The sequence below is a fragment of the Sporosarcina sp. SG10008 genome (assembly GCF_044569405.1).
Classification (GTDB): Bacteria; Bacillota; Bacilli; order Bacillales_A; family Planococcaceae; genus Sporosarcina; species Sporosarcina psychrophila.
Map to the genome: position 1 here is coordinate 2,122,468 of NZ_CP172607.1, position 22,216 is coordinate 2,144,683.

The 22,216-nt window shown below is 41.5% G+C and carries 21 protein-coding genes and 1 riboswitch; of the genes, 2 read left to right on the plus strand and 19 right to left on the minus strand.

Annotated features, from left to right (window positions below; genetic code table 11):
- Positions 1 to 160 precede the first annotated feature (160 nt).
- The 7 genes from rpsA to prsW form a co-directional block, all read right to left on the minus strand.
- Positions 161 to 1,309 (minus strand): 30S ribosomal protein S1, encoded by a 1,149-nt coding sequence (rpsA, locus tag ACGLYD_RS10315; RefSeq protein ID WP_187045137.1) that lies wholly within the window; start codon positions 1,307 to 1,309, stop codon positions 161 to 163.
- Between the two features lie 78 nt (positions 1,310 to 1,387).
- On the minus strand, positions 1,388 to 1,972 hold the full coding sequence (locus ACGLYD_RS10320; RefSeq protein ID WP_067210403.1) for a 1-acyl-sn-glycerol-3-phosphate acyltransferase: 585 nt from the start codon (positions 1,970 to 1,972) through the stop codon (positions 1,388 to 1,390).
- Positions 1,969 to 2,646 carry a (d)CMP kinase gene (cmk, locus tag ACGLYD_RS10325; protein WP_067210405.1) on the minus strand — a complete coding sequence of 226 codons (678 nt, stop codon included), beginning with the start codon at positions 2,644 to 2,646 and terminating at the stop codon, positions 1,969 to 1,971. The genes ACGLYD_RS10320 and cmk overlap by 4 nt, the downstream gene beginning before the upstream one ends.
- A gap of 257 nt (positions 2,647 to 2,903) precedes the next feature.
- A complete protein-coding gene (locus ACGLYD_RS10330) occupies positions 2,904 to 3,545 on the minus strand; it encodes a flagellar brake domain-containing protein (RefSeq protein ID WP_340742321.1) in 642 nt (213 codons plus the stop codon).
- A gap of 125 nt (positions 3,546 to 3,670) precedes the next feature.
- Complete coding sequence (locus tag ACGLYD_RS10335) at positions 3,671 to 4,948, minus strand: PepSY1/2 domain-containing protein (RefSeq protein WP_399632800.1); 1,278 nt, start codon at positions 4,946 to 4,948, stop codon at positions 3,671 to 3,673.
- Positions 4,949 to 5,050: 102 nt separating this feature from the next.
- On the minus strand, positions 5,051 to 5,815 hold the full coding sequence (gene sleB / locus ACGLYD_RS10340; RefSeq protein ID WP_370570005.1) for a spore cortex-lytic enzyme: 765 nt from the start codon (positions 5,813 to 5,815) through the stop codon (positions 5,051 to 5,053).
- A 101-nt stretch (positions 5,816 to 5,916) separates the two neighbouring features.
- Positions 5,917 to 6,600 carry a glutamic-type intramembrane protease PrsW gene (gene prsW / locus ACGLYD_RS10345; protein ID WP_067210413.1) on the minus strand — a complete coding sequence of 228 codons (684 nt, stop codon included), beginning with the start codon at positions 6,598 to 6,600 and terminating at the stop codon, positions 5,917 to 5,919.
- Between the two features lie 59 nt (positions 6,601 to 6,659).
- On the opposite strand from prsW, the gene ACGLYD_RS10350 reads away from it, so the two are divergent.
- Positions 6,660 to 7,598 (plus strand): asparaginase, encoded by a 939-nt coding sequence (locus tag ACGLYD_RS10350; RefSeq protein ID WP_340742323.1) that lies wholly within the window; start codon positions 6,660 to 6,662, stop codon positions 7,596 to 7,598.
- Between the two features lie 67 nt (positions 7,599 to 7,665).
- Here the strand turns inward: ACGLYD_RS10350 and ACGLYD_RS10355 are convergent, their stop codons facing one another.
- The 5 genes from ACGLYD_RS10355 to ACGLYD_RS10375 form a co-directional block, all read right to left on the minus strand.
- Positions 7,666 to 8,640, minus strand: a complete 975-nt coding sequence (locus ACGLYD_RS10355; RefSeq protein ID WP_067210418.1) for a YpdA family putative bacillithiol disulfide reductase — start codon at positions 8,638 to 8,640, stop codon at positions 7,666 to 7,668.
- Positions 8,641 to 8,658: 18 nt separating this feature from the next.
- The gene (locus ACGLYD_RS10360) at positions 8,659 to 9,444 is read right to left on the minus strand and encodes a metallophosphoesterase (RefSeq protein ID WP_067210420.1); all 786 of its coding nucleotides are present in this window, start codon (positions 9,442 to 9,444) and stop codon (positions 8,659 to 8,661) included.
- 222 nt (positions 9,445 to 9,666) lie between these two features.
- Positions 9,667 to 10,329: a LysM peptidoglycan-binding domain-containing protein gene (locus ACGLYD_RS10365; RefSeq protein ID WP_067210423.1), complete on the minus strand. Its 663-nt coding sequence runs from the start codon at positions 10,327 to 10,329 to the stop codon at positions 9,667 to 9,669.
- Positions 10,330 to 10,522: 193 nt separating this feature from the next.
- Positions 10,523 to 11,959, minus strand: a complete 1,437-nt coding sequence (locus ACGLYD_RS10370) for an ATP-dependent DNA helicase RecQ (protein ID WP_067210425.1) — start codon at positions 11,957 to 11,959, stop codon at positions 10,523 to 10,525.
- Positions 11,959 to 12,999, minus strand: coding sequence for a helix-turn-helix domain-containing protein (locus ACGLYD_RS10375; RefSeq protein ID WP_342538542.1), 1,041 nt, complete (start codon positions 12,997 to 12,999; stop codon positions 11,959 to 11,961). The genes ACGLYD_RS10370 and ACGLYD_RS10375 overlap by 1 nt, the downstream gene beginning before the upstream one ends.
- 109 nt (positions 13,000 to 13,108) lie before the next feature.
- Between ACGLYD_RS10375 and ACGLYD_RS10380 the strand changes: the two genes are divergently transcribed.
- Positions 13,109 to 13,360 carry a ferredoxin gene (locus tag ACGLYD_RS10380; RefSeq protein WP_067210431.1) on the plus strand — a complete coding sequence of 84 codons (252 nt, stop codon included), beginning with the start codon at positions 13,109 to 13,111 and terminating at the stop codon, positions 13,358 to 13,360.
- Positions 13,361 to 13,563: 203 nt separating this feature from the next.
- Here the strand turns inward: ACGLYD_RS10380 and ACGLYD_RS10385 are convergent, their stop codons facing one another.
- The 7 genes from ACGLYD_RS10385 to ACGLYD_RS10415 all read right to left on the minus strand — a co-directional run bounded on the left by ACGLYD_RS10385 (position 13,564) and on the right by ACGLYD_RS10415 (position 22,210).
- Positions 13,564 to 14,145 (minus strand): ECF transporter S component, encoded by a 582-nt coding sequence (locus ACGLYD_RS10385; protein WP_067210434.1) that lies wholly within the window; start codon positions 14,143 to 14,145, stop codon positions 13,564 to 13,566.
- Positions 14,146 to 14,354: 209 nt separating this feature from the next.
- Positions 14,355 to 14,486, minus strand: a riboswitch (FMN riboswitch).
- Positions 14,487 to 14,562: 76 nt separating this feature from the next.
- The gene (locus ACGLYD_RS10390; protein WP_399632806.1) at positions 14,563 to 15,795 is read right to left on the minus strand and encodes a hypothetical protein; all 1,233 of its coding nucleotides are present in this window, start codon (positions 15,793 to 15,795) and stop codon (positions 14,563 to 14,565) included.
- A complete protein-coding gene (gene sigX / locus ACGLYD_RS10395; RefSeq protein ID WP_338656332.1) occupies positions 15,761 to 16,324 on the minus strand; it encodes an RNA polymerase sigma factor SigX in 564 nt (187 codons plus the stop codon). The genes ACGLYD_RS10390 and sigX overlap by 35 nt, the downstream gene beginning before the upstream one ends.
- Positions 16,325 to 16,369: 45 nt before the next feature.
- Positions 16,370 to 18,154: an ATP-binding protein gene (locus tag ACGLYD_RS10400; RefSeq protein WP_187045147.1), complete on the minus strand. Its 1,785-nt coding sequence runs from the start codon at positions 18,152 to 18,154 to the stop codon at positions 16,370 to 16,372.
- Complete coding sequence (locus ACGLYD_RS10405; RefSeq protein ID WP_067210448.1) at positions 18,147 to 18,866, minus strand: response regulator transcription factor; 720 nt, start codon at positions 18,864 to 18,866, stop codon at positions 18,147 to 18,149. The genes ACGLYD_RS10400 and ACGLYD_RS10405 overlap by 8 nt, the downstream gene beginning before the upstream one ends.
- Positions 18,867 to 19,376: 510 nt before the next feature.
- Entirely contained in the window at positions 19,377 to 20,561 is a 1,185-nt protein-coding gene (ccsB, locus tag ACGLYD_RS10410; RefSeq protein WP_067210451.1) for a c-type cytochrome biogenesis protein CcsB, read from the minus strand.
- Positions 20,561 to 22,210, minus strand: coding sequence for a cytochrome c biogenesis protein ResB (locus tag ACGLYD_RS10415; RefSeq protein WP_399632810.1), 1,650 nt, complete (start codon positions 22,208 to 22,210; stop codon positions 20,561 to 20,563). The genes ccsB and ACGLYD_RS10415 overlap by 1 nt, the downstream gene beginning before the upstream one ends.
- Between the last annotated feature and the right edge of the window lie 6 nt (positions 22,211 to 22,216).

Below are 22,216 nucleotides of genomic sequence, written 5' to 3' on the forward strand. Positions count from 1 at the left end.
AATTCCTACGTTATTAATTATCCCGGGATCGGGAATAGTATCATTTCCTATGCAACAAAAAAGATGATGATGCCCATAAGGGGCATCATCATCTTTTCAAATTCTCGTTCATTAAGTTCACAAATTAGTCACATCAAGTAAATTAAACAACATTTCTTAGTCAATCTTTAGTTGAAAAGTTCTTCAGCTGATCTCCGATGACATCACTCAGTGAAAAACCTGATGCTTCTTCTGGCATCTCATAATTTCCATAAGAGTTATTGTCTTCTTTTTCAATAAGATCCTTAATGCTTAAAGATAGACGTTTATCGTCCGTATTGACTTCTAGTACTTTGACATTGATTTTTTGACCTTCTTTCAACACTTCATGCGGAGTACCGATGTGTTGGTGGGAAATACGCGAAATATGGACAAGGCCCTCGACGCCAGGGAACACTTCTACAAATGCACCATATGAGACGAGACGTTTCACAGTCCCCTCAAACTTAGATCCTTTAGGAGCCTTCTCTTCAATTCCTTCCCACGGACCAGCCAATGTATCCTTGATGGATAGTGAAATTCGTTCTGAATCACGGTCGATTGAAAGGATTTTCACATTCACTTTGTCGCCCTCTTTTAGAACGTCTGAAACTTTCTCGATATGATCATGAGAAAGTTGAGATATATGAACAAGTCCATCAATGCCACCGATATCAATAAAAGCACCGAATGTTGCAAGACGTTGAACAGTCCCCTCCAGTACTTCACCTTCTTTGAGATTATCCAAAACTTCACCTTTTTGTGATGCTTTTTCTTCTTGGATAACTGCACGATGAGAAAGAATTAAACGATTTTTTTCCTTATCCATTTCAACAATTTTAAATGTCATCATACGACCTTTATACTCTTCAAAAGTCTCGACGAAATAATCTTCGACAAGTGATGCCGGAATGAAACCACGTACACCAAGGTCAACAACTAGTCCGCCTTTAACAACGTCTTTTACTTCCGTTTCGATTGTTTCTTTATTATTGAATTTCTCTTCAAGAGAACCCCATGCATCTTCTGCATCGACTTTACGTTTTGAAAGGACATAATTATCTTCTTCCACTTTAGTGATAATCAGTTCAATTTCATCGCCTTCTGCAACTGCATCCTCAGCTTTTTCAATGTGAAGGCTCGATAGTTCGCTGATTGGAATAACACCATCAAAAGGTGCTCCCGCAATTTCAACTGTCACAGACTTTTCTTCGATTTTAGTCACTTTCCCAGTAACACGGTCACCTTCATTGTAGATGTTCGCTGCTTCTAAGTTCATGTCTTCAGTCATTATGTAGTCCTCCTTCATAAAGAATCCTACTTCTATATTATTCGAATCTATTCAAAATAACAAAAAATTACCCTTATCTTATTTATTTTGTTCGATAAGTTTTTGAATTTCACTCATGATGATCTCTGTCATGTCTTCAGCTGAAGTCCGACTTTCACGATAAGTTGTCAGATCTAACGGTTTACCATAGACAACTTTCAATCTTCTAAACACTTTGTAAGGCCCTATAATTGCACAAGGCATAACGACCGCATCGCCACCCTTCAGCGCGAAGAATCCTGCGCCTGCAAGCCCTTTACCAAGTTCCCCCGTCTTACTTCTCGTTCCTTCTGGAAACATCCCGACAACTTTTCCCGATTTAAGGATTTTCAATGTATTCCGGAATGCTTCCCTGTCACTCATACCCCGTTTCACAGGATATGCATTCACTTGCGGAAGAATACTTTTTAGCAATGGCATTTTGAATAACTCTTCTTTTGCCATGAAGTGAACAGGCCTAGGACAAGTACTACCGACAACCGGAGGATCGACATTATCGATGTGATTCGTGCAAAGCAGAACACCCCCTTCTTTCGGGAAGTTCTCCGCACCAATTACTTTAATGCGATATAACGGATAAAATATTGCACTGCAGAGCATTTTACCAAGTGGATATAAGTTCATAAGTTCATCCTCTTTTCTGCAAGTTCACTGATTTTTTCCGCCACATCTGTAATTGACATCGAAGTCGTATCGATAAGAACAGCATCTTCCGCTTGTCTGAGTGGAGACACTTCTCTTTCACTATCCGCGCGATCACGTTCAGCAATTTCAGCTTTCAATTGTTCAAGAGACGTTGTGAAGCCACGTTTTTCGTTTTCAATATGACGTCTCATCGCTCTCTCCTCAACAGAGGCTGTCATGAAAATCTTTAGTTCTGCATCCGGCAGGACAGCCGTCCCGATATCGCGCCCGTCCATTACAACACCTGCACCTATAGCTAGAATCCGCTGTTTATCAACCATCAGCTGACGGACACCCATATGAGTAGCGACAGAGGATACAGAAGCCGTCACTAATTGTGAACGGATGTCTTCTGTTACGTCTTTACCATCTACAATGACCGCTTGGCCGTTTATTGATGGCCTAAGAACTATCTCCGTCTCTTCCAATAACTTTTCAAGTTCTTGTCCATTCCTAGTATTTATGTTGTGAACTAACGCTTTATGCGTTAGTGCGCGGTACATAGCACCTGTGTCGATATACGTATAGCCCAATTTTTCAGCTGTGATTTTAGCAATTGTACTTTTTCCAGCCGCAGCCGGACCATCAATCGCGATTTTTATCTCTAATGCCATTTCATCTACCCCCGTAGTCAATTAGACAATATTGTATCACAAGAAAAGCGTAAGCGCCTGGGTAGACCCGAAAAGCGCTGGAGGGCCTTAAGATAAAGGCGCTTTTTGCCTTTAACTTAAGGACTGAAGCGACTCGAGGGTCTAGGCGCCTAGAGTCTAGACACCAAGAAAAGCGTAAGCGCCTTTGTTAACTGGCTGGAGTTTGGGCAATTAAAAAGGGAAAAGTCTCATTCACACAGACTCTCCCCAACTAAATTCTATTTTTCATTTCTCATTTGCAACTGCCGTTCAAAACAGAATCGGATAACGTATTGACGCTCAACTTGATTGATTGTCTCAAATTGTAATGAGGCAATTAGTCTGCCATCTTTCTCAAAAACCCTTATAACCCGTGCATCAGCTTTGACATATTTAATTTCACGGTTCATGAAAGGGAGCACGATGGTCAGCGATAACAGCTCGTCTTCTTTGAAAGTGTCGGGGTTAAGGAGAGTTAGCGCGACTCCGCCTGCGCTAAGGTCTGCCGCCACAAACTGGCTGAAGCGTCCATCTTTCTCAACAGCAATATCAATTGCTGATTCTACCCGTACAAATTCACGTCGTTGAATCTTGATAAGCTGTTCATCACCAGGATAGGATAATTTAATCATTGGAATTCCCTTATTAAGGCGGCCGCTCACTTCAGTCCGGAAAGCATAAGACATTTTCATACTATCTATGAATGTAACGTGCAACTGCGTGCCATCCATAAAAAATGCTGTCCGTCCCGTCTCAATATGGCTTGGGTAGTCAATCATTACGAAACCGTCTCCTATATCAACCACTTTACTTTTGAACTTTTCGCTATCTTTTGTAAAGTCTTTATCGATAACAATAATCGTCCCAATCGAAAGTAGCATATTAAAGCACCCGCCATCCCTATGTCATATGGTCTAGCTTCAGGCGCTATCGGCGCGTGTCGCTATTCATAGATACTATTATGTCATGACGGGATGGAAATTCCAATGACTATTTACACTTCATTTTACTGTAATTTCTCGGTTTTGATCACTTCAGAGGTCTCCGTATCGACGATTACTGCATATGTGCCTATTTGCCCATTCTCATTTATCGTAACTGTCAAATAGTGCGTTAGCCTTTGTTCTAACCGATCATTTTCAACATATGCATATTCTTCTTTGACAATTTCGACGCCCGAATGGAAAAATGTCTTCCAATTCTTCTTCGTGATCGGCTGTCGTTCAGTCTTCTCTTTCCGAATATACTCGGAAGCATCCAGACCAACGATGCCCGCATTATCTTTTGCAATCTTTAAATGGATTACATCTGAAAATACTTTCGCTCCATATTCCGGTTCTACTCTGACAAATACCATATGCCAAGCCGTATTATTTTCCCTTGCTTCCTCGTAAACAAGGTCCTTATAACCTGCATCTTTTAAAAACGTCTCTGCTTTCTTTTTAAGTTCGTCAAACGGCTGAATCTCCTTGCCAAATGGCCTTTCTGTAAGGAATGAAAGGACATGCCCCCCTTTTTCCGTGATATCAATATAACCGACTGACTCAGCTTCGGCAAAACGAATGTGATAAAACGGATAAGGTGAGCCTGGTTGACTCATTTCTACACCGATAGTCTCATTAGATAGGTGTGGAAAAAGTTTTTTGAACTCAGCTATGGCCTCTTCACGAGTCACTTCAGGATCCGCAATATTTTTCAAATCTTTTTTCTTCATAGAATCCGACTCACTTGCTGTCAGTGGGAAATCACTCTCCGTATACTGTTTAACACTAGTACCCATAGCGGTCCAATCATGGCCTGAATCAGCAACATCCAATCTCTGTTTCCAACCGTCTATCGATAAATTCCCACTTACCATGCCCGCAGTTGCCACTTGCCACTCATCCGCCATTGAGCGAAGGTTCTTAGAAGCCAGCTCCATAACCCGGTGATATTCGACGTTATCGGCTACACGAGTTGCTTCCTTGGCATAATTACCAAGACGTCCAAGATAATTCAACCACGATGTTGAAAAGCTTGGATCCATCGGTAATGAAGAAACAGAGTTTTTAATATCGGATGACAGACGCCAAATGTCATCTCGCGCTTTTGAGGATCCATCCGCCTCATTAAATAATAAAGTCTTTTTCACCGCATTATCCAATTCTTCCAGTTTCTCCGATGCATCTGTCATTTTACTGGCGTATTGTCCACTTAGTGCGATAGATAATTGTTCATTTTCAGCTGCTTTACCGTAAGAAAAGATTGAAAGTGCTGCTATTGAGTACACTAATACAAAAATCATTTTTTTCATATTTCGGCAAAATATCGCCGGAAACTTTCGTTGTTTCCGGAAAATTCCGCCTCCCCTCCTTTATCACTAGTTTTCAATACTTTTCCGTATTGATTAATTGGCAAATATATGCAAACCAATTTTTTTAATTTGAGGTCGTGACCAAATCCACTTGCTCGTCGCTGTAATTGGATTGAAGTAGTAAATTGCATTTTCGGAAGGATCCCATCCATTAATAGCATCGAGAACGGCTTCTTTTGCCCGTTCGTTCGGTGTTAGCCAAATTTGCCCGTCAGCGACCGCTGTGAAAGCAAGCGGTTGAAAGATGACACCGCCAACTGTATCTGGAAAATCTGGATGTTCAACCCGGTTCAATATGACTGCAGCTACTGCAACTTGCCCTTCGTACGGTTCTCCTCTTGCCTCACCATAGACAGCATTCGCCATCAGCTTAAGATCCTGATCCGAATATTTTGCTGGCAATTGGATATTTTCCGTTTTACCCGCTCCTTGACCTACCTGAGATGCAAGCGGTTTACTTCCGTAATACGTGAACTTATTCCCTTTATTCAAATTATCTTTTACGAACTTCTCATCATACTGTGATGCATCCACCAATTTTTTCCGAGTCTTCAATCCTGCAATTCCGTCTACCGGAAGTCCATACTTCTCTTGGAAATTGCGCAATGCCCAATAGGTTCCATAGCCAAATGTTCCATCAATCGTCCCAGTGTAATAACCAATATACTGAAGTCTCGACTGCAGCTCGATTACATCATCTCCAAATGCGCCGCGTGCGACATTTTGGGAACTGAATGCTTTTATTTGGACAGGTGAGGTTGCATAAGCACATCCAAGGAGCAAGATGATTGTTATCATACGGATGACCAGTTTTTTCACTTTCATTCCTCCTTTTTCTATAGTTTGTCCAAAATCAGCAATATTATTAACAAATAAAAAATGATCCAGCTAAAGCTGAATCATTTTGTGTTTGTTCGTGCTTTGCGTCTGAATTGCTGCATTGCGAACGTATGTGCATATTTAACTCTAGTTAAGCCAAACCACCAAAGAAACAGCATGAAAGGAATAATCAGATAGAGCCAGAGATTATCTACAGCGAGGATGCCATTATAGATGAAGTGAAGACTATATGGGGCAAGGAATGCTAGAAACAAATACATATTGATGTTTGATTCTACTGCAAATTTTGCTCGGCCAAAATAATAGCCCATTACTACACCGAATAGTGCATGACTGGAAACCGGCAATAAAGCCCGAAGAAATGCGGTGTCCGCTCCAAATGTAAGTAGATAAATAATATTTTCAACCGTCGCAAAACCTAATGACACGCTGGCACCATATAAGATCCCATCGTATGCATCTTCAAATTCAACATGCCTATAAATGGCAAGCAACAGGATGAGCCATTTAAAGAACTCCTCAAGTCCACTTGTAAAAATAACATTCCGGATGAAAAAGTGGGAGAAGATGTTTTCCTCTTCAAATACGTGTTGGATAAACATTATCGGAAAAGTCATGATAGCGCCGTATATGAATGTATGAAATAATGTAAGTGATGGTTCTTTCGCAATCTGTTTTCTCAAATAAAAATAGCTAAAGAGCGCCAATCCCGGCGCAATCGCTACAGTGAACAATATGAACATCGGCCGGCCCCCATTTTGCTTTATTATACCATGATTTCCCTTAAACAGGAGGAACTACTATGAAGAAAAACATTCTGCTTGTTCATACAGGCGGTACGATCTCAATGGAACTGGATACCAAAACCGGCGGAGTAATGTTAAGTGCTGCAAATCCTCTCGCATTAGAAATAGACAACATCCAGCAATTCGCCAACATAACAGAAGTGGAAGCTTTTAATTTACCTTCTCCACATATTACACCAGCACGAATGCTTGAACTCGAAGAGCTGATCTCCCGTCTGACGGAGAATAATTCCTTTGATGGTATTGTCATTACACATGGCACAGACACGCTTGAAGAGACAGCGTATTTCCTTGAACTCTCAACAAATTTCAATATCCCAATTGTATTGACGGGTGCAATGCGTTCTTCCAATGAAATTGGATCGGACGGCGTCTATAACCTGATGTCAGCTGTCAGAGTTGCCGCAGCAGACGACGCAAACGATAAAGGGGTACTCGTCGTACTTAATGATGAAATCCACACAGCGACGAATGTGACGAAAACACATAGCAGCAGTGTCTCTACTTTTCAAAGTCCGCAATATGGACCCATCGGCATTGTAACGAAGTCAGCCATTCATTTCCACCATGCACCATTATCAAGAACCTATCTCCCTGTCGTGTCCATCAACAAAAAAGTAGCCATGTTTAAAATCTATGCGGGAATGGAATCCGACTTGCTTGTTTCGATATCTTCTCTTGGCTATGACGGTGTCGTACTTGAAGGACTAGGACAAGGGAACGTCCCACCTGATGTGGTCGGCGGAATCAGACGTCTACTTTCTGAAGGTCTTCCAGTCATCCTAGTTTCCCGATGCTTCAATGGGATTGCACAGGATATTTATGCGTATGAAGGCGGAGGTAAGATGCTGAAAGATATGGGTGTGCGCTTTGAACACGGGCTCAGTGGCCAGAAAGCACGCTTAAAACTATTACTCGAACTTTGTACGAAGTAAAATTGTTGTAGATGTAAATGTCAAAAAGCTGCCCTTCAACCTGTTTTCCTAGATTGAAGGGTAGCTTTTATTTTATACTATTTTGTTTTGCATCAATCGTACGCGCAATTATTTCACCATGAAACTTACCATTTTCGATGAAAATCTCATTGGCATTATTCCCCGCAGCAATAACACCTGCAATAAAGAGCCCTTCGACATTCGTTTCCATTGTTTCTTCGTCAAAAGAAGGGCGACCGCTTTCTTCTTCAATCGAAATACCAACCTTTTTTAGGAAAGTGTGATCGGGATGATAGCCAATCATTGCGAAGACATAATCATTTTCAATGTCAAACAATTCCCCTGCGATATCAATCGTGACGGAAACATCCGTGATTTTGACAACATCCGCATTAAAATGCATAGCAATTTCACCACTACGAACAAGGCTATCGAAACCAGGTAAAATCCAGGGCTTAACACTTGGTGAATAATCGGAACCGCGGTAAACAACTGAAACCAGTGCCCCAGCACGTTCCAATTCGAGAGCAGCATCGATGGAAGAGTTCTTCCCTCCAATTACAACCACTTTTTTTCTGAAGTAAGGATGTGCCTCTTCAAAATAGTGGAAGACATTCGGGAGGTCCTCCCCTTCAATACCGAGATGATTTGGATTGTCGTAGTAGCCAGTCGCGATTACCACATTAGTTGCTAAATACTCGTCTTTATCCGTCAAAACATGGAATCCCGTACTTATTTTCGCAACATCAACTACCTTTTCAAAACTATTGATAGGAATTTCTTTCAGTTCCGCAACTTTCCGGTAATAAACAAGTGCGTCATTCCGCTTTGGTCTATCTATAGCCGTTATAAATGGAATATCCCCTATAGACAACTTCATACTTGAACTGAAAAACGTCTGATGCGTCGGATAATGATAAATCGAATTGACTATATTGCCCTTTTCGATAACAAGAACATCCAGTCCCTGTTTTTGCAGTTCTATTGCTGCTGACAGGCCACATGGACCTCCCCCTACCACTATTACATCTTTTTGTATCATTTTATTTAATACACTCCTTTAGTACACTTCTCCATAATTTATGACGATGACGTGACATTCAGGCGCCGCACCAAGCCTCAGTGGCAACGTAGACGTGCCGTATCCATTACTGATTAGCTTCGCTCTACCCTTCTTCAATCGGAACGATCCTTTTTCCTGTAGACCGTATTTCCCGATTCGAATTTGTCCGCCATGTGTGTGCCCCGCAAGCATCAATCGAGGCTCATATAACTGCTCCACTTTCCTAAAAAGCGAAGGCGTATGCGTGACCAAAATAACATTGTCATACTGACTGACAACACGGAGGGTCGAGTCAATATCGACATTACGACTTGACGGATCGTCCGTTCCAGCTATACCCCAACGCGGATGTCCAGGAATAACACTACTTTCGTTGTCAAGGATTTTCCCGCCATAACGAGTAATAATCTCTCGCATTTCTTCTTCTCCAACTTCACGGTCATTATTACCCCAAACATAAAATAACGGTCCCAATTGCGCTAACTTACGGATATTTTCAGCTATCCGTACTAGTGGTACTCCTCTTTCAGCTAGATCACCGCCAATGATAACAATATCGATATCATGGGCAGATTGAACTTTCGCTAGCAATTTATCATCGATTTTACGCCGATGGATATCTGAAATGAAAAATACCGACATTTTTTTGTCAGCCTGACTATCAGACGCGACATTCATATTATGGTAAATAACATTCCGTCTTCTAGCACTCATAAACATATATATTAAAAATCCAATCATCAGCGAAACAGATGACCATATCATTTTATTAACCGTAATCATGCCCACCTTTCATATGATAAGCGCAAAGTGCCGTGTAGATGCGACAGGCACAGGGCGGACCGGCGAAGCGGCATTCTTTTGCCGATTAGCCGGGTTCACTTATGACCCGAACGTCTGGCGCTTGGAGCTTGACACAGTTCCGTGTCAAAAAACCCAGATTTCCCTATTATCATAAGAAAAAGGCAAAGAATCTATACTTCGCCTTTTTCATACTGCTATTCCTCAAGGAATGACAAGTCTCTGTCCAACCCCAATTTCATTCGATGTTAAGCCGTTTGCGCTTTTGATTTTTTCGACGCCTCCACCGTTACCATAATATTTCAAAGAAATACGATAAAGGTTTTCATTACTACCAACCGTATGCGTTTTTGCTACTGGTTTAGACTCCGGTTTTACTTCCGGTTTCTTCTCCGGCTTCGTTTCTACTTTTACTTCTGGTTTCTTTTCTGGTGTTGGATTGACATTCACTACTGGTTTAGATACTGGCTTCTCCTCAACTTTTGCTTCAGCTTCAGTTTTCACAGCACTCTTTTCGTCCTCATTACTAGTTGCTTTTTTTTCATCGTCTTTATCAGCATCAGCAGTTTTTTCAACTGGCTTTTCACTGTTCATTTCAAAGAGCGTGCCGGTTTCCCCACCTTTTGCTGACGTACGATCACCCGGAGTATAAAAATCGGAAATAATATACACTAAAATGAGTACCGGAATAAGTGTGAATAACCCAAGAATAACATTAATCATCGTATGGCTGGATTTCTTTTTAGGTTTACGACCTTTCCTATGCAATTCGCTACGCGATGGAAGCTTGCTAACCTCATGACCATCGTCTAGACCGATTTCCTTCCTGTGCTCTTCAAAGTCAGTCTTATAATCATCATTTTTCATCGCTACATTCTCCTATCACATCGTGCTATTCTTTCATTATGACGAATTTTGTCGTAAAAATCAAATACACCTTGCTGTATTTGCACCAACAGGATATTGGTTACTCAGAGGGGCGATTGAACTGCAACTTTCCTTGTTCCACGAGTCATCAGGCATAGTTCTTCAGAATGAAGTTAAATGGACAACGGATCTGTTATCCAAGAAGCCCCGTCAACCTTTCCTCCCAATCCACCATTCGTTTATCCAACACGATTGTTTTTTGTACATCAAGCTTTAGACCATCCGCTGTTCCACAAACCGAACAGCAAAACTTCGGTTTCATTCCACATGCCTCGCCGAAAAAACCTAAAATCTCTTCCCGAATACATCTTTCAGAATGAACTAATCGAAGCATCGTCTGTAGTTGCGCTTCTTTTTCACGTATCAATTCAGACATACGAATAATGACATCTTCAATCGGCATCCGTTCGATGTAGTAGTCTATGACACGTTTTCCTGTTTCGCTAATCCGTGCCAGTTCAGCTGCTTCAGCAGGCGGATAGTTCTCTACGAGAAGACTTTTATAGTGCTTGATTTCCCATTCTTGAGGGAGATCGTCTTGGATAATGAAACGCGTTCTTCCTTCGTCATCGGACGAAAAAAGTAACGTCGCTGCCGCTAAATCACCATCACGTCCCGCACGCCCCACTTCCTGAATGTAACTTGCGATAGCTTGAGGTACATGTTCATGGATCACTTGACGGATATCGTCTTTATGTATACCCATTCCAAACGCATTTGTAGCACATATCCAGCTAATTTCACCAGTGATAAATTGTTCCTGAATGAACGCTCGATCTTCTTGCTCTTTGCCGGCGTGATAAGATGCCACAGAAACACCCTCCAGCTGAAGAAGCTGAGATAGTTCATCAGCCCGCTTTCGCGATGCCACATAAATGATTCCAGGACCCGCCGTCGTTACTATACGATTCTTAATCCACTCCGTTTTCATCATCCCATTATCAACTTTGACAATTGAATAAGAAATATTAGGGCGGTCCAACGAATGTTGATGAATTGCAGGCATTTGAAGTTGCAGATACCTGCAAATATCAGCCTTTACTTTATCATCGGCCGTTGCGGTAAGAGCCAAAATACCTGGTCGATTCAATCCTTCAAAAAATTCTCCTAGCCTCAAATATTCTGGTCTAAAATCAAATCCCCATTGAGAAATACAATGAGCCTCATCAACAACAATTAACGACAACTGAATGTTACGAAAATGAGCAGTCACATTTTTTTGCAACAACATTTCAGGTGATATAAAAATGAATTTATAGCTGCCTAATTCCCCCATTATTCTGTTTTTCTCCGAATAAGAAAGAAATGAGTTTAACGCAACAACCCTTTTTTCACCGTTCCTTTTCATGATTGCCACCTGGTCTTCCATCAACGCAACGAGTGGTGAAACGATTAAGACAGTACCTTCAAGTACATAGGCAGGTAATTGGTAGCAAAGTGACTTCCCTATACCTGTAGGTAAAATTGCAATCGTGTCCTTGCCCGCAATCACATCTCGAATGACATCTTCTTGTCCTGCCCTGAATTGATCAAAACCGAATCTCTCTTTTAATAATTTGTGAATAGCCATTAGTTGCCCCCTCCCGTCCGCGCACCTAAGATGAGACGAAGTTGAAAATAGGAAAGCGTTTCGAATTCAGATTTCAGCAAGCGAAGTCTACGGGTTCCAATTTCCTTCACTTTTCCAGCTACTGCTTCTGCATCTTCCTCAGAAACAAACTGTGTTAGCGGAAATTCTGTATCATTAATAGACATTTCTACAAAATGATCTTCAATTGTACTCTGTTTCAAGTTGCGCGCCATCGCAATTTCTTCAAGAGAAAAGCCACAATCAAAAAGTTGCTTCGTTTTTACAGAGGAATCCGTCAAATATGTCGAAACCTTGACGCTTTCAGCTATTTTTCGCAAAAAAGGCAAATCAGGAGACAGAATAATGACAGCAAGCATCATATGTAGACCTTCTATAAATAGTAGACGGATATCGAATGGATTTAGTTTCAAATTATCTGCTAACTGATCCCATGTCCAGCCTGTCAGTCCGAAACCACTTAAGCGATGAGTGATAATTGTTTTTTGTCTTTCATCCATTTCACTTCGAGTAATACATAGCCGAATTTCTTCGCTGACGCCTTTAGCAAATACTGGATCACTGATTCGCTGATTATGTAGTAGCATTTTAACAAAAGTTTGAATATCACGGTCTTTTTGAGCGGGCATAAACGATTTTTCCTTTGCTTTGAAATTCGAAACCGTCTGCACAACAAGCGATAACCTTCCGAAAAAAATCATTTCCCTTCCTCTATAATCCCAGCCGTTAAATCGGTAGGACGGTAATTTGCCAACTTCCACGCGACCTTGCTCCGTCAGTTTGACGAAAGAATCATCCATTGTTGAGATGAAACCCCTATCACTTAACTGTTTAGCCGCCTCATCGAATCGTTCAGCTGTCAGTTTTGGTACAATACCAAAGAATTCCTTCAAACCGTAGTATTCAACATCTTGCAGTGTTTGTCCCGATCGTTTGCCGCGTAATAGGTGAAGTCCCGCATAGATTGTTCGTTCACCGTCTATTCTGCCTATGATGGTTAATAGTATTGAAGATAGTTTCATTTTGAATTCCTCCGATTAACAAATGTTTTTTGTTGAAAACTCTTGTCAACATCATTAGAATGAAAGGTGAAGTAAATTGTTTGTACGGAGAAAAGAGGAGAGAAAGACTATGCCTAAATATACAATCGTTGATCAGGATACATGTATAGCGTGTGGTGCGTGTGGAGCTGCTGCCCCGGATATATACGATTATGATGATGAAGGAATTGCTTATGTTATCCTCGATGATAACATGGGAACAGCTGAAGTTCCAGAAGAACTGATGGAAGACCTAGAAGACGCTTTCGATGGCTGTCCAACCGATTCTATCAAAACCGCCGACGCACCATTTGATGGCGATGCACTTAAATACGAAGATTAACTAGGCAAGCGCTGTCGATAACAGAAGTCGCTTTAAAACTACGACAACCTGTCGTGAGGGTTCCCAGACAGACGTTACTCTACAATAGTGTTAAAGACACGTGAGTGGCTCTACCAATTGGCTGAGAGACCACTGTCACGAAGCTAGATAAATCGAACGTGGAAAGGTCGTCCTGGAAAATCCCGGGACGACCTTTTTTTATATTATGAAGTTAATTGGGTACGCTGTTGTGCAATCCATTTTTTCATACTCTTGAAAAGCAGCATGGAAATAATCATTAGCATAATTCCCTTGATCAAGTTAAATGGTAGAACTCCTAAAACAATAAAAGTAGCTAACTCATTCCCTGCCATGGCTGGGAAATTCATGAAATACGTATACATTGGTAAAAACAGTAGGTAATTCAAGACACTCATGCCAATAGCCATCGAGACAGTTCCAGCAATGAGGCCTCCCGCTAGACCAATAGATGTTTTAAATTTATTAAAGATAAAATAAATCGGCATTATGAAAAGCACGCCTGTTGCAAAGTTTGCAATTTCACCAACAGGAACACCTGTCGGGCTACCTGACATGAACCAGTGCATTATATTTTTAAGCAGTTCGACCGCAATACCTGCTACAGGTCCCATCGTCATTATTGCCAAAACCGCTGGAATCTCACTGAAATCAATTTTCAGGAATCCAGGTAGTGCAGGTAGTGGGAAGTTAAACTGCATCAAAACAGTTGCAATACTCCCTAACATCGCGATGAGAATCATCTTTCGCAACTTTTTGTTATTCATTTGTTCCTCTCTCCTTTTGCGATTCACTTCAAAAGAGGAAAGGCCGTTCCATCTTGTATATGTCGACAAAAAATCCCAAAAGCAAATAAGCTCGAGGGATTTGAAAGGTATACTCAAATAGAGAGTAGAAAAGAGACTATTTCTTTCTCTTTTAACCCACATTTAAATAAGCACCTCTTTTTGTAGACAACACAAAAAGATGGCCGCACCTTCACCTTCTCCCATCCAGACTATACTGTCGGCTCCGGAATTACACCGGTATCAGCTGTTAAGCTCGCGGGCTTGGAAAGTGACTTTCCTTTACCGCCGGTCGGGAATTACACCCTGCCCCGAAGATGAATCAATATTTTGTTACAACCTTATTGTATACAAAAAAAAGACCTTTGTAAACAAGGCTGTTTACAAAGGTCTTTCTATTTACTTCAATATAAGTGGAAGTGGATTAGATCCAACCGGTACCGGTAAAGGCTGGCTGAAGTTAAAACCGTTCCATTCTTCTTGAACGACATTTTCGAATTGAAGCTGTTCACCAAAATCAGCTGCTGTCAGGAGCATGCCCTCAACCATTTGCATCGCTTTTTCCGGCTCCATCGCGTCCAAATCCAGTGGTTGTGTGAATTTGATGGTCGTCAATTTGTCATCTGCCTTTACTTCAAAATTTAAAGTACTTGGAATGACTGGCTTGAAAACATCATTCGGCTTCACTTTCATCTGCTGTAATGCCTCGTTCAACGATGGCTGCGGTTGGGAAAAGTTCGATGTAAGAAACTGCTGTCCATCTTGTTGTTCAAACATATAGTAATTCAAATGATTACGACCACTTTTCAAAATCAACGGTGTGCTCGGTTGACCTACTTCAGAGAACATGGTCGCAGTTCCATCCTCGTTCTCAAATCGGACCTCCTGATAACCGTAAAACGTATCTTGTAAAGAGTCGAGATAGACTTCCATCGATCCCGAACCTATGTCATAACCATGACCTTGCGGTAGCTGGTGGATAATTACATGATCCTCTGCGGCTATATTGCCTTTATAAGGATGGTACTCTTGAAAACCTAGTGCACTTTCATCGAGACGACTCGCATACTTTTTGTACAAATCATAACTCGTTGGCTCCAAGAAACCAATATCCTTCTTGATTTGACTGTTCGGAATGATAAATGTAATGGGAATGCTTAAAGCTTGATCACCTGCAAGACCTAAATGGAATAGTGTACTATCGATAACGTCTTCGGAGTAGACAGCAAAATGGTGTGTCCTCCCTGTTTCAGATGCCATCTTAGTAGAAAATCCATCCATTGTGCCCATTTCCGCTTCTTCATCCGTACTCGATTCATTTTCCAAACTCGCACCTCTTGCAGAAGGCTCGGCGTCCTCACTTTGCATCATTTTATTGTCGGTACTTTGATCCTTCATTGACAATTCATTTTCACCAAACATAGAAGGAACCAACAGGCCGATAACAAGCAAAGCAGCAACAGCGACAAGTGCTGGCATCCATTTCTTTGATTTTTTACGGTGAGGCGTATTCAGCCGTTCATCTTGCTTCAGCCGTGCCAGTATTTCCGACATTGGACGATTATCTGATATGTCAGGCACATCACCGAGGAGTTTTTCAATCTTGTTGTCGTTCCAATCTTTGTGGGTCATCTAGTTTCCCCCCTTCTGTCGGAAGAGCATTCAATTTCTTTTGTAATGCTTTGATCGCCCTATGTTGTGTTGTCTTCACTTTGCCTTCTGTCCAGCTAAGAATTTCGGCTGTTTCAGCTATGGAAAGATCTTGGAAATAGCGCATGATGATAACCATTTTCTGATCACCAGTACATGTATTAAGTGCTTGCAGCAGCTCTTGCATCTCTTCACTGAGTGTTACGATTTCTTCCGGCAGGATACCTGTCGATACGAGTTCGCTCTTTTCCCAGTCGAATTTATCGAACAGATGCTTTTTACGAACTGTATTTTTCCTGAAATGGTCGATTGCTACATTTTTAGCAATTGAAAAGAGCCATGTCTTCTCGGAACTTTTCCCCTCAAAACCGGCGTAGGCACGCAGTACCCTCACATAGACTTCATGCATGAGGTCCTCAGCATGGTCACGGTCTCTCGTCAAATAGATAAGAAACTTGAACACATCCTGATGGTACTGTTCGTAAAGCCGATGGAAAACGGAGTCGTCCATGAAATACCCCCGTTCTATCAATTAGTCGTATTTCAAGCTATTAAGTTACATCTTTTTTAAGGGCAATATGCAACTGAAAATCGTTCCTTCAGTGTCGCCTTTTGTTGCAGCGATCTTGCCACCATGTGAGTCGATAATGCTTTTCGCGATGGCGAGTCCAAGACCTGTTCCACCTTTTCCTCTAGTTCTCGCTTTATCTGCTTTGTAAAAACGTTCGAAGATATACGGTAAGTCCTCTTGCGGAATTCCAACACCTGTATCTGTCACTGTTATTTCAATCATATCAACTTGTTTTTGTATTCCAAGTCTAACACTTCCCCCATCAGGTGTATGGCGGATTGCATTGTCTATTAAATTCGTCAATACTTGCTCCATACGGTCTTCATCTACATTTGAAATGAGTACTGTATCTTCCAAGAATTCGAAAGTCAAATCGACATTTGCTTCACGCGCAACTTGCATGAATTTATTGACTATCCGGTCGAGAAAAGGAATCATCGATAGATCGTCTTTGTAAAGTCGCATATGTCCTGATTCCATCCTTGCGAGATCGAGAAGATCCGTCACAAGTCGGCCCATCCTTTTCGATTCATCGTGTATGATCTGTACCATTTCGTCGCGCTCTTCATCACTTGTTATAACTCCATCAATAATGGCTTCACTGTACCCCTGCAACATAGATATCGGTGTCCGAAGTTCATGGGATACGTTTGCTATGAAGTCGGATCTAAGTTTCTCAAGCTTATGCTGATCTGTCATATCACGTAAGACAGCAACTGCCCCACGAATACTATTTCCGCTATACAACGGGCTAATAGAGATTCCATAAAACTGTCCACCTAATTCTAATTCATCTTCAACTTCCTCAGCGAACGTAATAACATGTTCAAGCATATGAAAAATCGCCGGTGGGATATGATGGTTACCCTCTTGTGCGCCATTTTTAAAATACCAATTCTGCAATAACTGTTCAGCTTGTGGATTACTTAGCAGGATTGTATAATCTCGATTAAATGTAATGACAGCATCAGTCATCGATGTAAGGATGCTTGAAAGCTGCTCTTTATCCTGATTAATAAGTTCAACGTGGTATTTAAGCTGTCTACCCATCTGATTGAATGCAGTTGCAAGCTGGCCAATTTCATCATTTTGCATTACAGGCAATCTTGTATCGAAATTCCCTTTCGATAATTCAAATGCCGCCTGCCTCAATCCACGTAAAGGGGAAGTAATTCTTGTTGACAGGAAAAAGGCGAAAAATGTTGTTAAAATAAAGGCAATAAATGCTGATAAGAATACGATACGTGTAGTACTTTCTGTTGTCCTATGGACGGCTTCAAGGCTTTGATAAATGATAACTGAGCTACCGAGTTGCTCTCCTTTTTCAAGTGGATAGGATAGAACAAGGTATTGTTCCATGACATTCTCTTCATTAATCGAAGGTAAGATCATCTCTTTTACAACTTGTTTATTATTCTTTTCAGCGGCGTAAAACATGGATTCATAGAGCACTTTATTTTCTATTCTATCCTTGTTCAATCCTTTATGGAATGAATGCGTAACTTCCCCATTGGTATCGACGATCATCGCATTCGTTTCGTCGTCAAGAATGTCATCAATAATCAAGTTCATCGAAGTTTGACTTTCGTGATCATTAACAATTTTCCCGATCGTTGTTGCTTCCCTTCGCAATGATTCCTCAGCCTGTTGTGTATGGAAGTCATCTAGGAATTCAAGGAGCAAGGCCGTAACAATAAATAATACAAAAGAAACGAGAAGCAATATGGTTGCCCATAGCTTCCCGACAATTGAATTCCATATTCTATTCATTAGGAATCTCGAACTTGTAACCGACTCCCCAAACAGTAACAATCATTTTTGCTGCTTGTTCAGAAACGCGGCTTAGCTTTTCACGTAGCCGTTTGACATGCGTATCTACTGTACGGAGATCTCCGAAAAATTCATAATGCCACACTTCTTTTAATAGCTGCTCTCTGTCGAATACTTTGTCAGGCGACTTCGCAAGAAAATAGAGCAATTCGTACTCTTTCGGCGTCAGCCCAACTTCTTCTCCTTCAGCTGTAACCCGGTGTGCATCGTGATCTATCGTTAATTGAGGGAAGACGACCAAGTCCTTCGATGTAGATGATGAAGCGGCACCTGGAAACGTAACAGACCTTCTAAGAATTGCTTTAACCCGCAGAACAACTTCACGCGGACTAAAAGGCTTCACTATGTAATCATCAGCACCAGACTCAAAACCAGTTACTCTGTCTGACTCTTCGCCTTTTGCCGTCAGCATCATGACAGGCGTCATAATTTTCTTTTCTCTCAGTTCTTCTAGCACTTCTAATCCATCTTTTTCAGGCATCATTAAATCGAGTAAAATACAATCATAGTTATTCACAAGCGCTTTTTCGAGTGCATCCGCGCCATCGACAGCCTCTTCGACTTCATACCCTTCACGAGTAAGATACATATTTAACAGACGACGGATTCTCTCCTCGTCGTCTACTACTAACAACGTCACTTTTTCTTCCATAAATGATTACCCCTTTCAACTAGCTACTATCCTCATTGTACAAGTCGTTGTGCAAAAAAGAAACAGAAAAGCCGTAGCGACGTTCTTAAGCGCAACTTCAAAATGGCGAACCGGTGTCTAGTAAGATCAAAAGTGAACACACAACCGATCATAATCGACGCATGACCAAGCATATACTCTTGACTACCGATCATAAACCCCACATGAACGAGCATATAACCTTGCAACCAATCATAAACGACACACAAACGAGCATAACCTTGCAACCGATCATAATCGACACACACCCACCATATACCCTTACCAACCGATCATAAACGGCCCCAAGCACTTAACTTGATACCTCGAAGTTACAACACATTGACATTACCGAATCTTATAATCCCCCTTTATATATGTTGAGCCAATGTATAGCATAAACTAAGCACCGAAGTAGATTTGAAGGGATTTTTTATTTCCACTTATAAAACAAAAAAACTGCCTAGTAGTTAACTACTAGGCAGTTCTCGCTTAAGCGTATGAATGCAACCCTGCGATGATCAAATTCACGGCAATCAGGTTAAACATAATGATGACGAAACCGATAACCGCAAGCCATGCCGATTTTTCGCCATCCCAACCGCGTGATAAACGCACGTGAAGGAATGCAGCATAGAATAACCATGTGATAAGGGCCCATACTTCTTTTGGATCCCATCCCCAGAACCTTGACCACGCTTCGTGAGCCCAGATCATTGCGAAAATGAGAGCACCTAGTGTAAAGATAGGGAAACCAATCATAACCGCACGGTATCCAATTTCATCCATTAGTTGCGAATTCGCTTTTTTAGCGAATGGCTGCAACAATGCCGCAATTGGACGACGGAAAATGAGTCTAAGAATCAAGTAGAGAATGATTCCGCTTGCGATTGACCAGACGAACGTCGTCAGCGTCTTCGCATTGACGATTGGTGGCATTTCAGCCCAAGGCGTCATCGCGTCCGGTGTTAGCGATTCATAGCCAGACATACCGAAAAGTGGTGGATAATTGTACTCAATTTTAGCAGCTTGTTCATTTTTATCAATATAAGTGAAATGTGCTTCATAGCCAGTCAATTTAAACGTTGACGAAGATAATACGAAACCGACTACTAAGATAAGCGTGAAAATAACCGCCTCTAGCCAGAACCGCTGTTTCGACTTTTTCGTCAAATCGATATTCTTCAATAAATAGATTAACCCAGCTACGGCACTAATCGCGAGGATCGATTCACCAAGTGCAGCTGTAATTACATGAACTGTCAACCAGTAACTTTTCAGTGCTGGAATAAGTGGTGTAATTTCCTTCGGGAACATACTTGCATAGCCGATAATAATAATCGCAATCGGCAAAGCAAACAAGCCGAGTGATGGTGTTCTATATAAGTAATACAGAAGAATGAATGCCCCAACGAGCATCATCCCAAAGGCAGTCGTAAATTCGAACATATTACTTACTGGTGCGTGACCTGATGCAATCCAGCGTGTGATGAAGTAACCTACATGGGTAATGAATCCGATGACCGTGATGGTAATCGCAATTTTTCCCCAACGGTTATTTTTATAAGATGCTTCAGATTTAGCGCCTTTCACCGCGCCGCCAAAAAATAGCGTCGCGACGAGGTAAGCGATAAATGAAACTAACAGCAAGTTAGCGCTTAACGATGCAAGTCCCATTATACTTTGTCCACTTCCTTATCTCGCAAGATAGATTCCTTGTCCTGTCTGTCTTCATAGGACGGTAAATCAGCAACGTCTTTCACTTGATCTAACTCTTTTTTCAAGGAGAACCAGTTTTTATTCGTATGTCCTGCAACTAGTAGCTCTCCATTAGGTCCTTTTTGAATCCAGATTCGTCGATGATTCCAATAAGATCCTTGCGAAACACCAATCATAAAGATAATTCCTCCTAGTAAAAGGAGATATAATGTTTTATCTTTGCGTACTGTCAGCCCAGATATATCACGGGTTTCTGCACTAACGAATTTCACCTTATAATCGTTGACTTCCGTTTCAAGCGTTTGTTTGATGGCGACGAAACTCATCTCGCCGTCCGGCTTGGCTGGGGTCACCATTTTAAAGATGAATGCTGGATTATTCGGTACTGGAGATTTCGATTTCGGTTCTCCGTCTTCAATCCCGTCATAATCCGGATAATAATCGCTCAAAATAACGCGCGCGCCATTATCAAGTTCATATTCACGTTCCGGATTAGTAAGATCGACTGTAAACTCCCCAAGTGAAGATTCCGTAGCTTTTTCAGTTAATTGGAATGTCATCGATTTTAATTCATCTAAACGAAAATCCATTTGGAAAACGTTGAATCCATCAAATTTCAATGGCTTATTAACAATGATAGAGTATTCTTTAACGAAGTCCATTTCATCAGATCCTGGAAGACCGCCTTCAGGTGTCTGATATAGAGCGACATCCGTCTGATAGTTTTTCGCAATCATGCCGACACGTTCAAGCGCATCGCCGAATACCTCATCAGCTTCCTCTTTCGTGTAGTTTTCCATAATGAAATTTTTGCTTTCCAAATAATAACCTTCTGCACCTGGAATAGAGCGTGTTTCCCCTTCGCGAATCCACATTGTTTCATCAACATAAAACCCAGGGATACCGCGCAGTAGAATACCAAACAGAAAAATGATAAGTCCTAAATGATTGACGTACGGACCCCATCTTGAAAAACGGTTTTTCTCTGCAAGCAAAGCTCCGTCTTCGATTTTCACATTGTAACGAAGTTCCTTCAGTTTCCCCTCAGCTTTTATAAGTGCAGCTTCTGGGTCTTCCGACGGTCCTTCACCATAGACTCGTTGTTTTTTCATGAATGAAGGATGGCGTTTTGTACGTTGCCTTTTCAATGATTTATAAAGCGGTATAACTCGGTCGACACTGGCAATAATGATGGAAGTTCCAAGCATCCCGACCAACGTGATGAACCACCAGCTATTATACATGTCATGAAAACCAAGTTTGTAATAAATCGTGCCTGCCAATCCATAAAGCCGTTCGTAGTAAGCTGCATACTCCGCCTCAGTTGACGCGGCTACATACAGTTTCTGTGGAAAAATAGTACCTATCGCAGCAGTTGCGAGAACGGCAACGATAATACTAATTCCAATTTTTACACTCGAAAAGAAATTCCATATTTTATCGATGATCGACCGTTTATATGTCTGCGATCTTCTTGCCGCACCTTCGTAACGCATGTCGACAAGTTTGCTTTCTTTCGCTTCTTCAGTCTGCGGTCTACCACATCGCTCACAAAGCACTGTGCCAAATGGATTATCATGACCGCACTGGCATTTGATTTTGCTCATTTTGGA

What these genes read in the sequence shown, in the direction of transcription:
- ACGLYD_RS10330 (WP_340742321.1), bottom strand. Translation starts at nt 3,545, where the DNA reads ATGCTACTTTCGATTGGGACGATTATTGTTATCGATAAAGACTTTACA.
- ACGLYD_RS10380 (WP_067210431.1), top strand. Translation starts at nt 13,109, where the DNA reads ATGCCTAAATATACAATCGTTGATCAGGATACATGTATAGCGTGTGGT.
- ACGLYD_RS10375 (WP_342538542.1), bottom strand. Translation starts at nt 12,999, where the DNA reads ATGAAACTATCTTCAATACTATTAACCATCATAGGCAGAATAGACGGT.
- sleB (WP_370570005.1), bottom strand. Translation starts at nt 5,815, where the DNA reads ATGATAACAATCATCTTGCTCCTTGGATGTGCTTATGCAACCTCACCT.
- ACGLYD_RS10350 (WP_340742323.1), top strand. Translation starts at nt 6,660, where the DNA reads ATGAAGAAAAACATTCTGCTTGTTCATACAGGCGGTACGATCTCAATG.
- sigX (WP_338656332.1), bottom strand. Translation starts at nt 16,324, where the DNA reads ATGGACGACTCCGTTTTCCATCGGCTTTACGAACAGTACCATCAGGAT.
- cmk (WP_067210405.1), bottom strand. Translation starts at nt 2,646, where the DNA reads ATGGCATTAGAGATAAAAATCGCGATTGATGGTCCGGCTGCGGCTGGA.
- ACGLYD_RS10335 (WP_399632800.1), bottom strand. Translation starts at nt 4,948, where the DNA reads ATGATTTTTGTATTAGTGTACTCAATAGCAGCACTTTCAATCTTTTCT.
- ACGLYD_RS10385 (WP_067210434.1), bottom strand. Translation starts at nt 14,145, where the DNA reads ATGAATAACAAAAAGTTGCGAAAGATGATTCTCATCGCGATGTTAGGG.
- ACGLYD_RS10365 (WP_067210423.1), bottom strand. Translation starts at nt 10,329, where the DNA reads ATGAAAAATGATGATTATAAGACTGACTTTGAAGAGCACAGGAAGGAA.
- ACGLYD_RS10370 (WP_067210425.1), bottom strand. Translation starts at nt 11,959, where the DNA reads ATGGCTATTCACAAATTATTAAAAGAGAGATTCGGTTTTGATCAATTC.
- ACGLYD_RS10405 (WP_067210448.1), bottom strand. Translation starts at nt 18,866, where the DNA reads ATGGAAGAAAAAGTGACGTTGTTAGTAGTAGACGACGAGGAGAGAATC.
- ACGLYD_RS10415 (WP_399632810.1), bottom strand. Translation starts at nt 22,210, where the DNA reads ATGAGCAAAATCAAATGCCAGTGCGGTCATGATAATCCATTTGGCACA.
- ccsB (WP_067210451.1), bottom strand. Translation starts at nt 20,561, where the DNA reads ATGGGACTTGCATCGTTAAGCGCTAACTTGCTGTTAGTTTCATTTATC.
- prsW (WP_067210413.1), bottom strand. Translation starts at nt 6,600, where the DNA reads ATGTTCATATTGTTCACTGTAGCGATTGCGCCGGGATTGGCGCTCTTT.
- ACGLYD_RS10320 (WP_067210403.1), bottom strand. Translation starts at nt 1,972, where the DNA reads ATGAACTTATATCCACTTGGTAAAATGCTCTGCAGTGCAATATTTTAT.
- ACGLYD_RS10360 (WP_067210420.1), bottom strand. Translation starts at nt 9,444, where the DNA reads ATGATTACGGTTAATAAAATGATATGGTCATCTGTTTCGCTGATGATT.
- ACGLYD_RS10400 (WP_187045147.1), bottom strand. Translation starts at nt 18,154, where the DNA reads ATGAATAGAATATGGAATTCAATTGTCGGGAAGCTATGGGCAACCATA.
- ACGLYD_RS10355 (WP_067210418.1), bottom strand. Translation starts at nt 8,640, where the DNA reads ATGATACAAAAAGATGTAATAGTGGTAGGGGGAGGTCCATGTGGCCTG.
- rpsA (WP_187045137.1), bottom strand. Translation starts at nt 1,309, where the DNA reads ATGACTGAAGACATGAACTTAGAAGCAGCGAACATCTACAATGAAGGT.
- ACGLYD_RS10390 (WP_399632806.1), bottom strand. Translation starts at nt 15,795, where the DNA reads ATGACCCACAAAGATTGGAACGACAACAAGATTGAAAAACTCCTCGGT.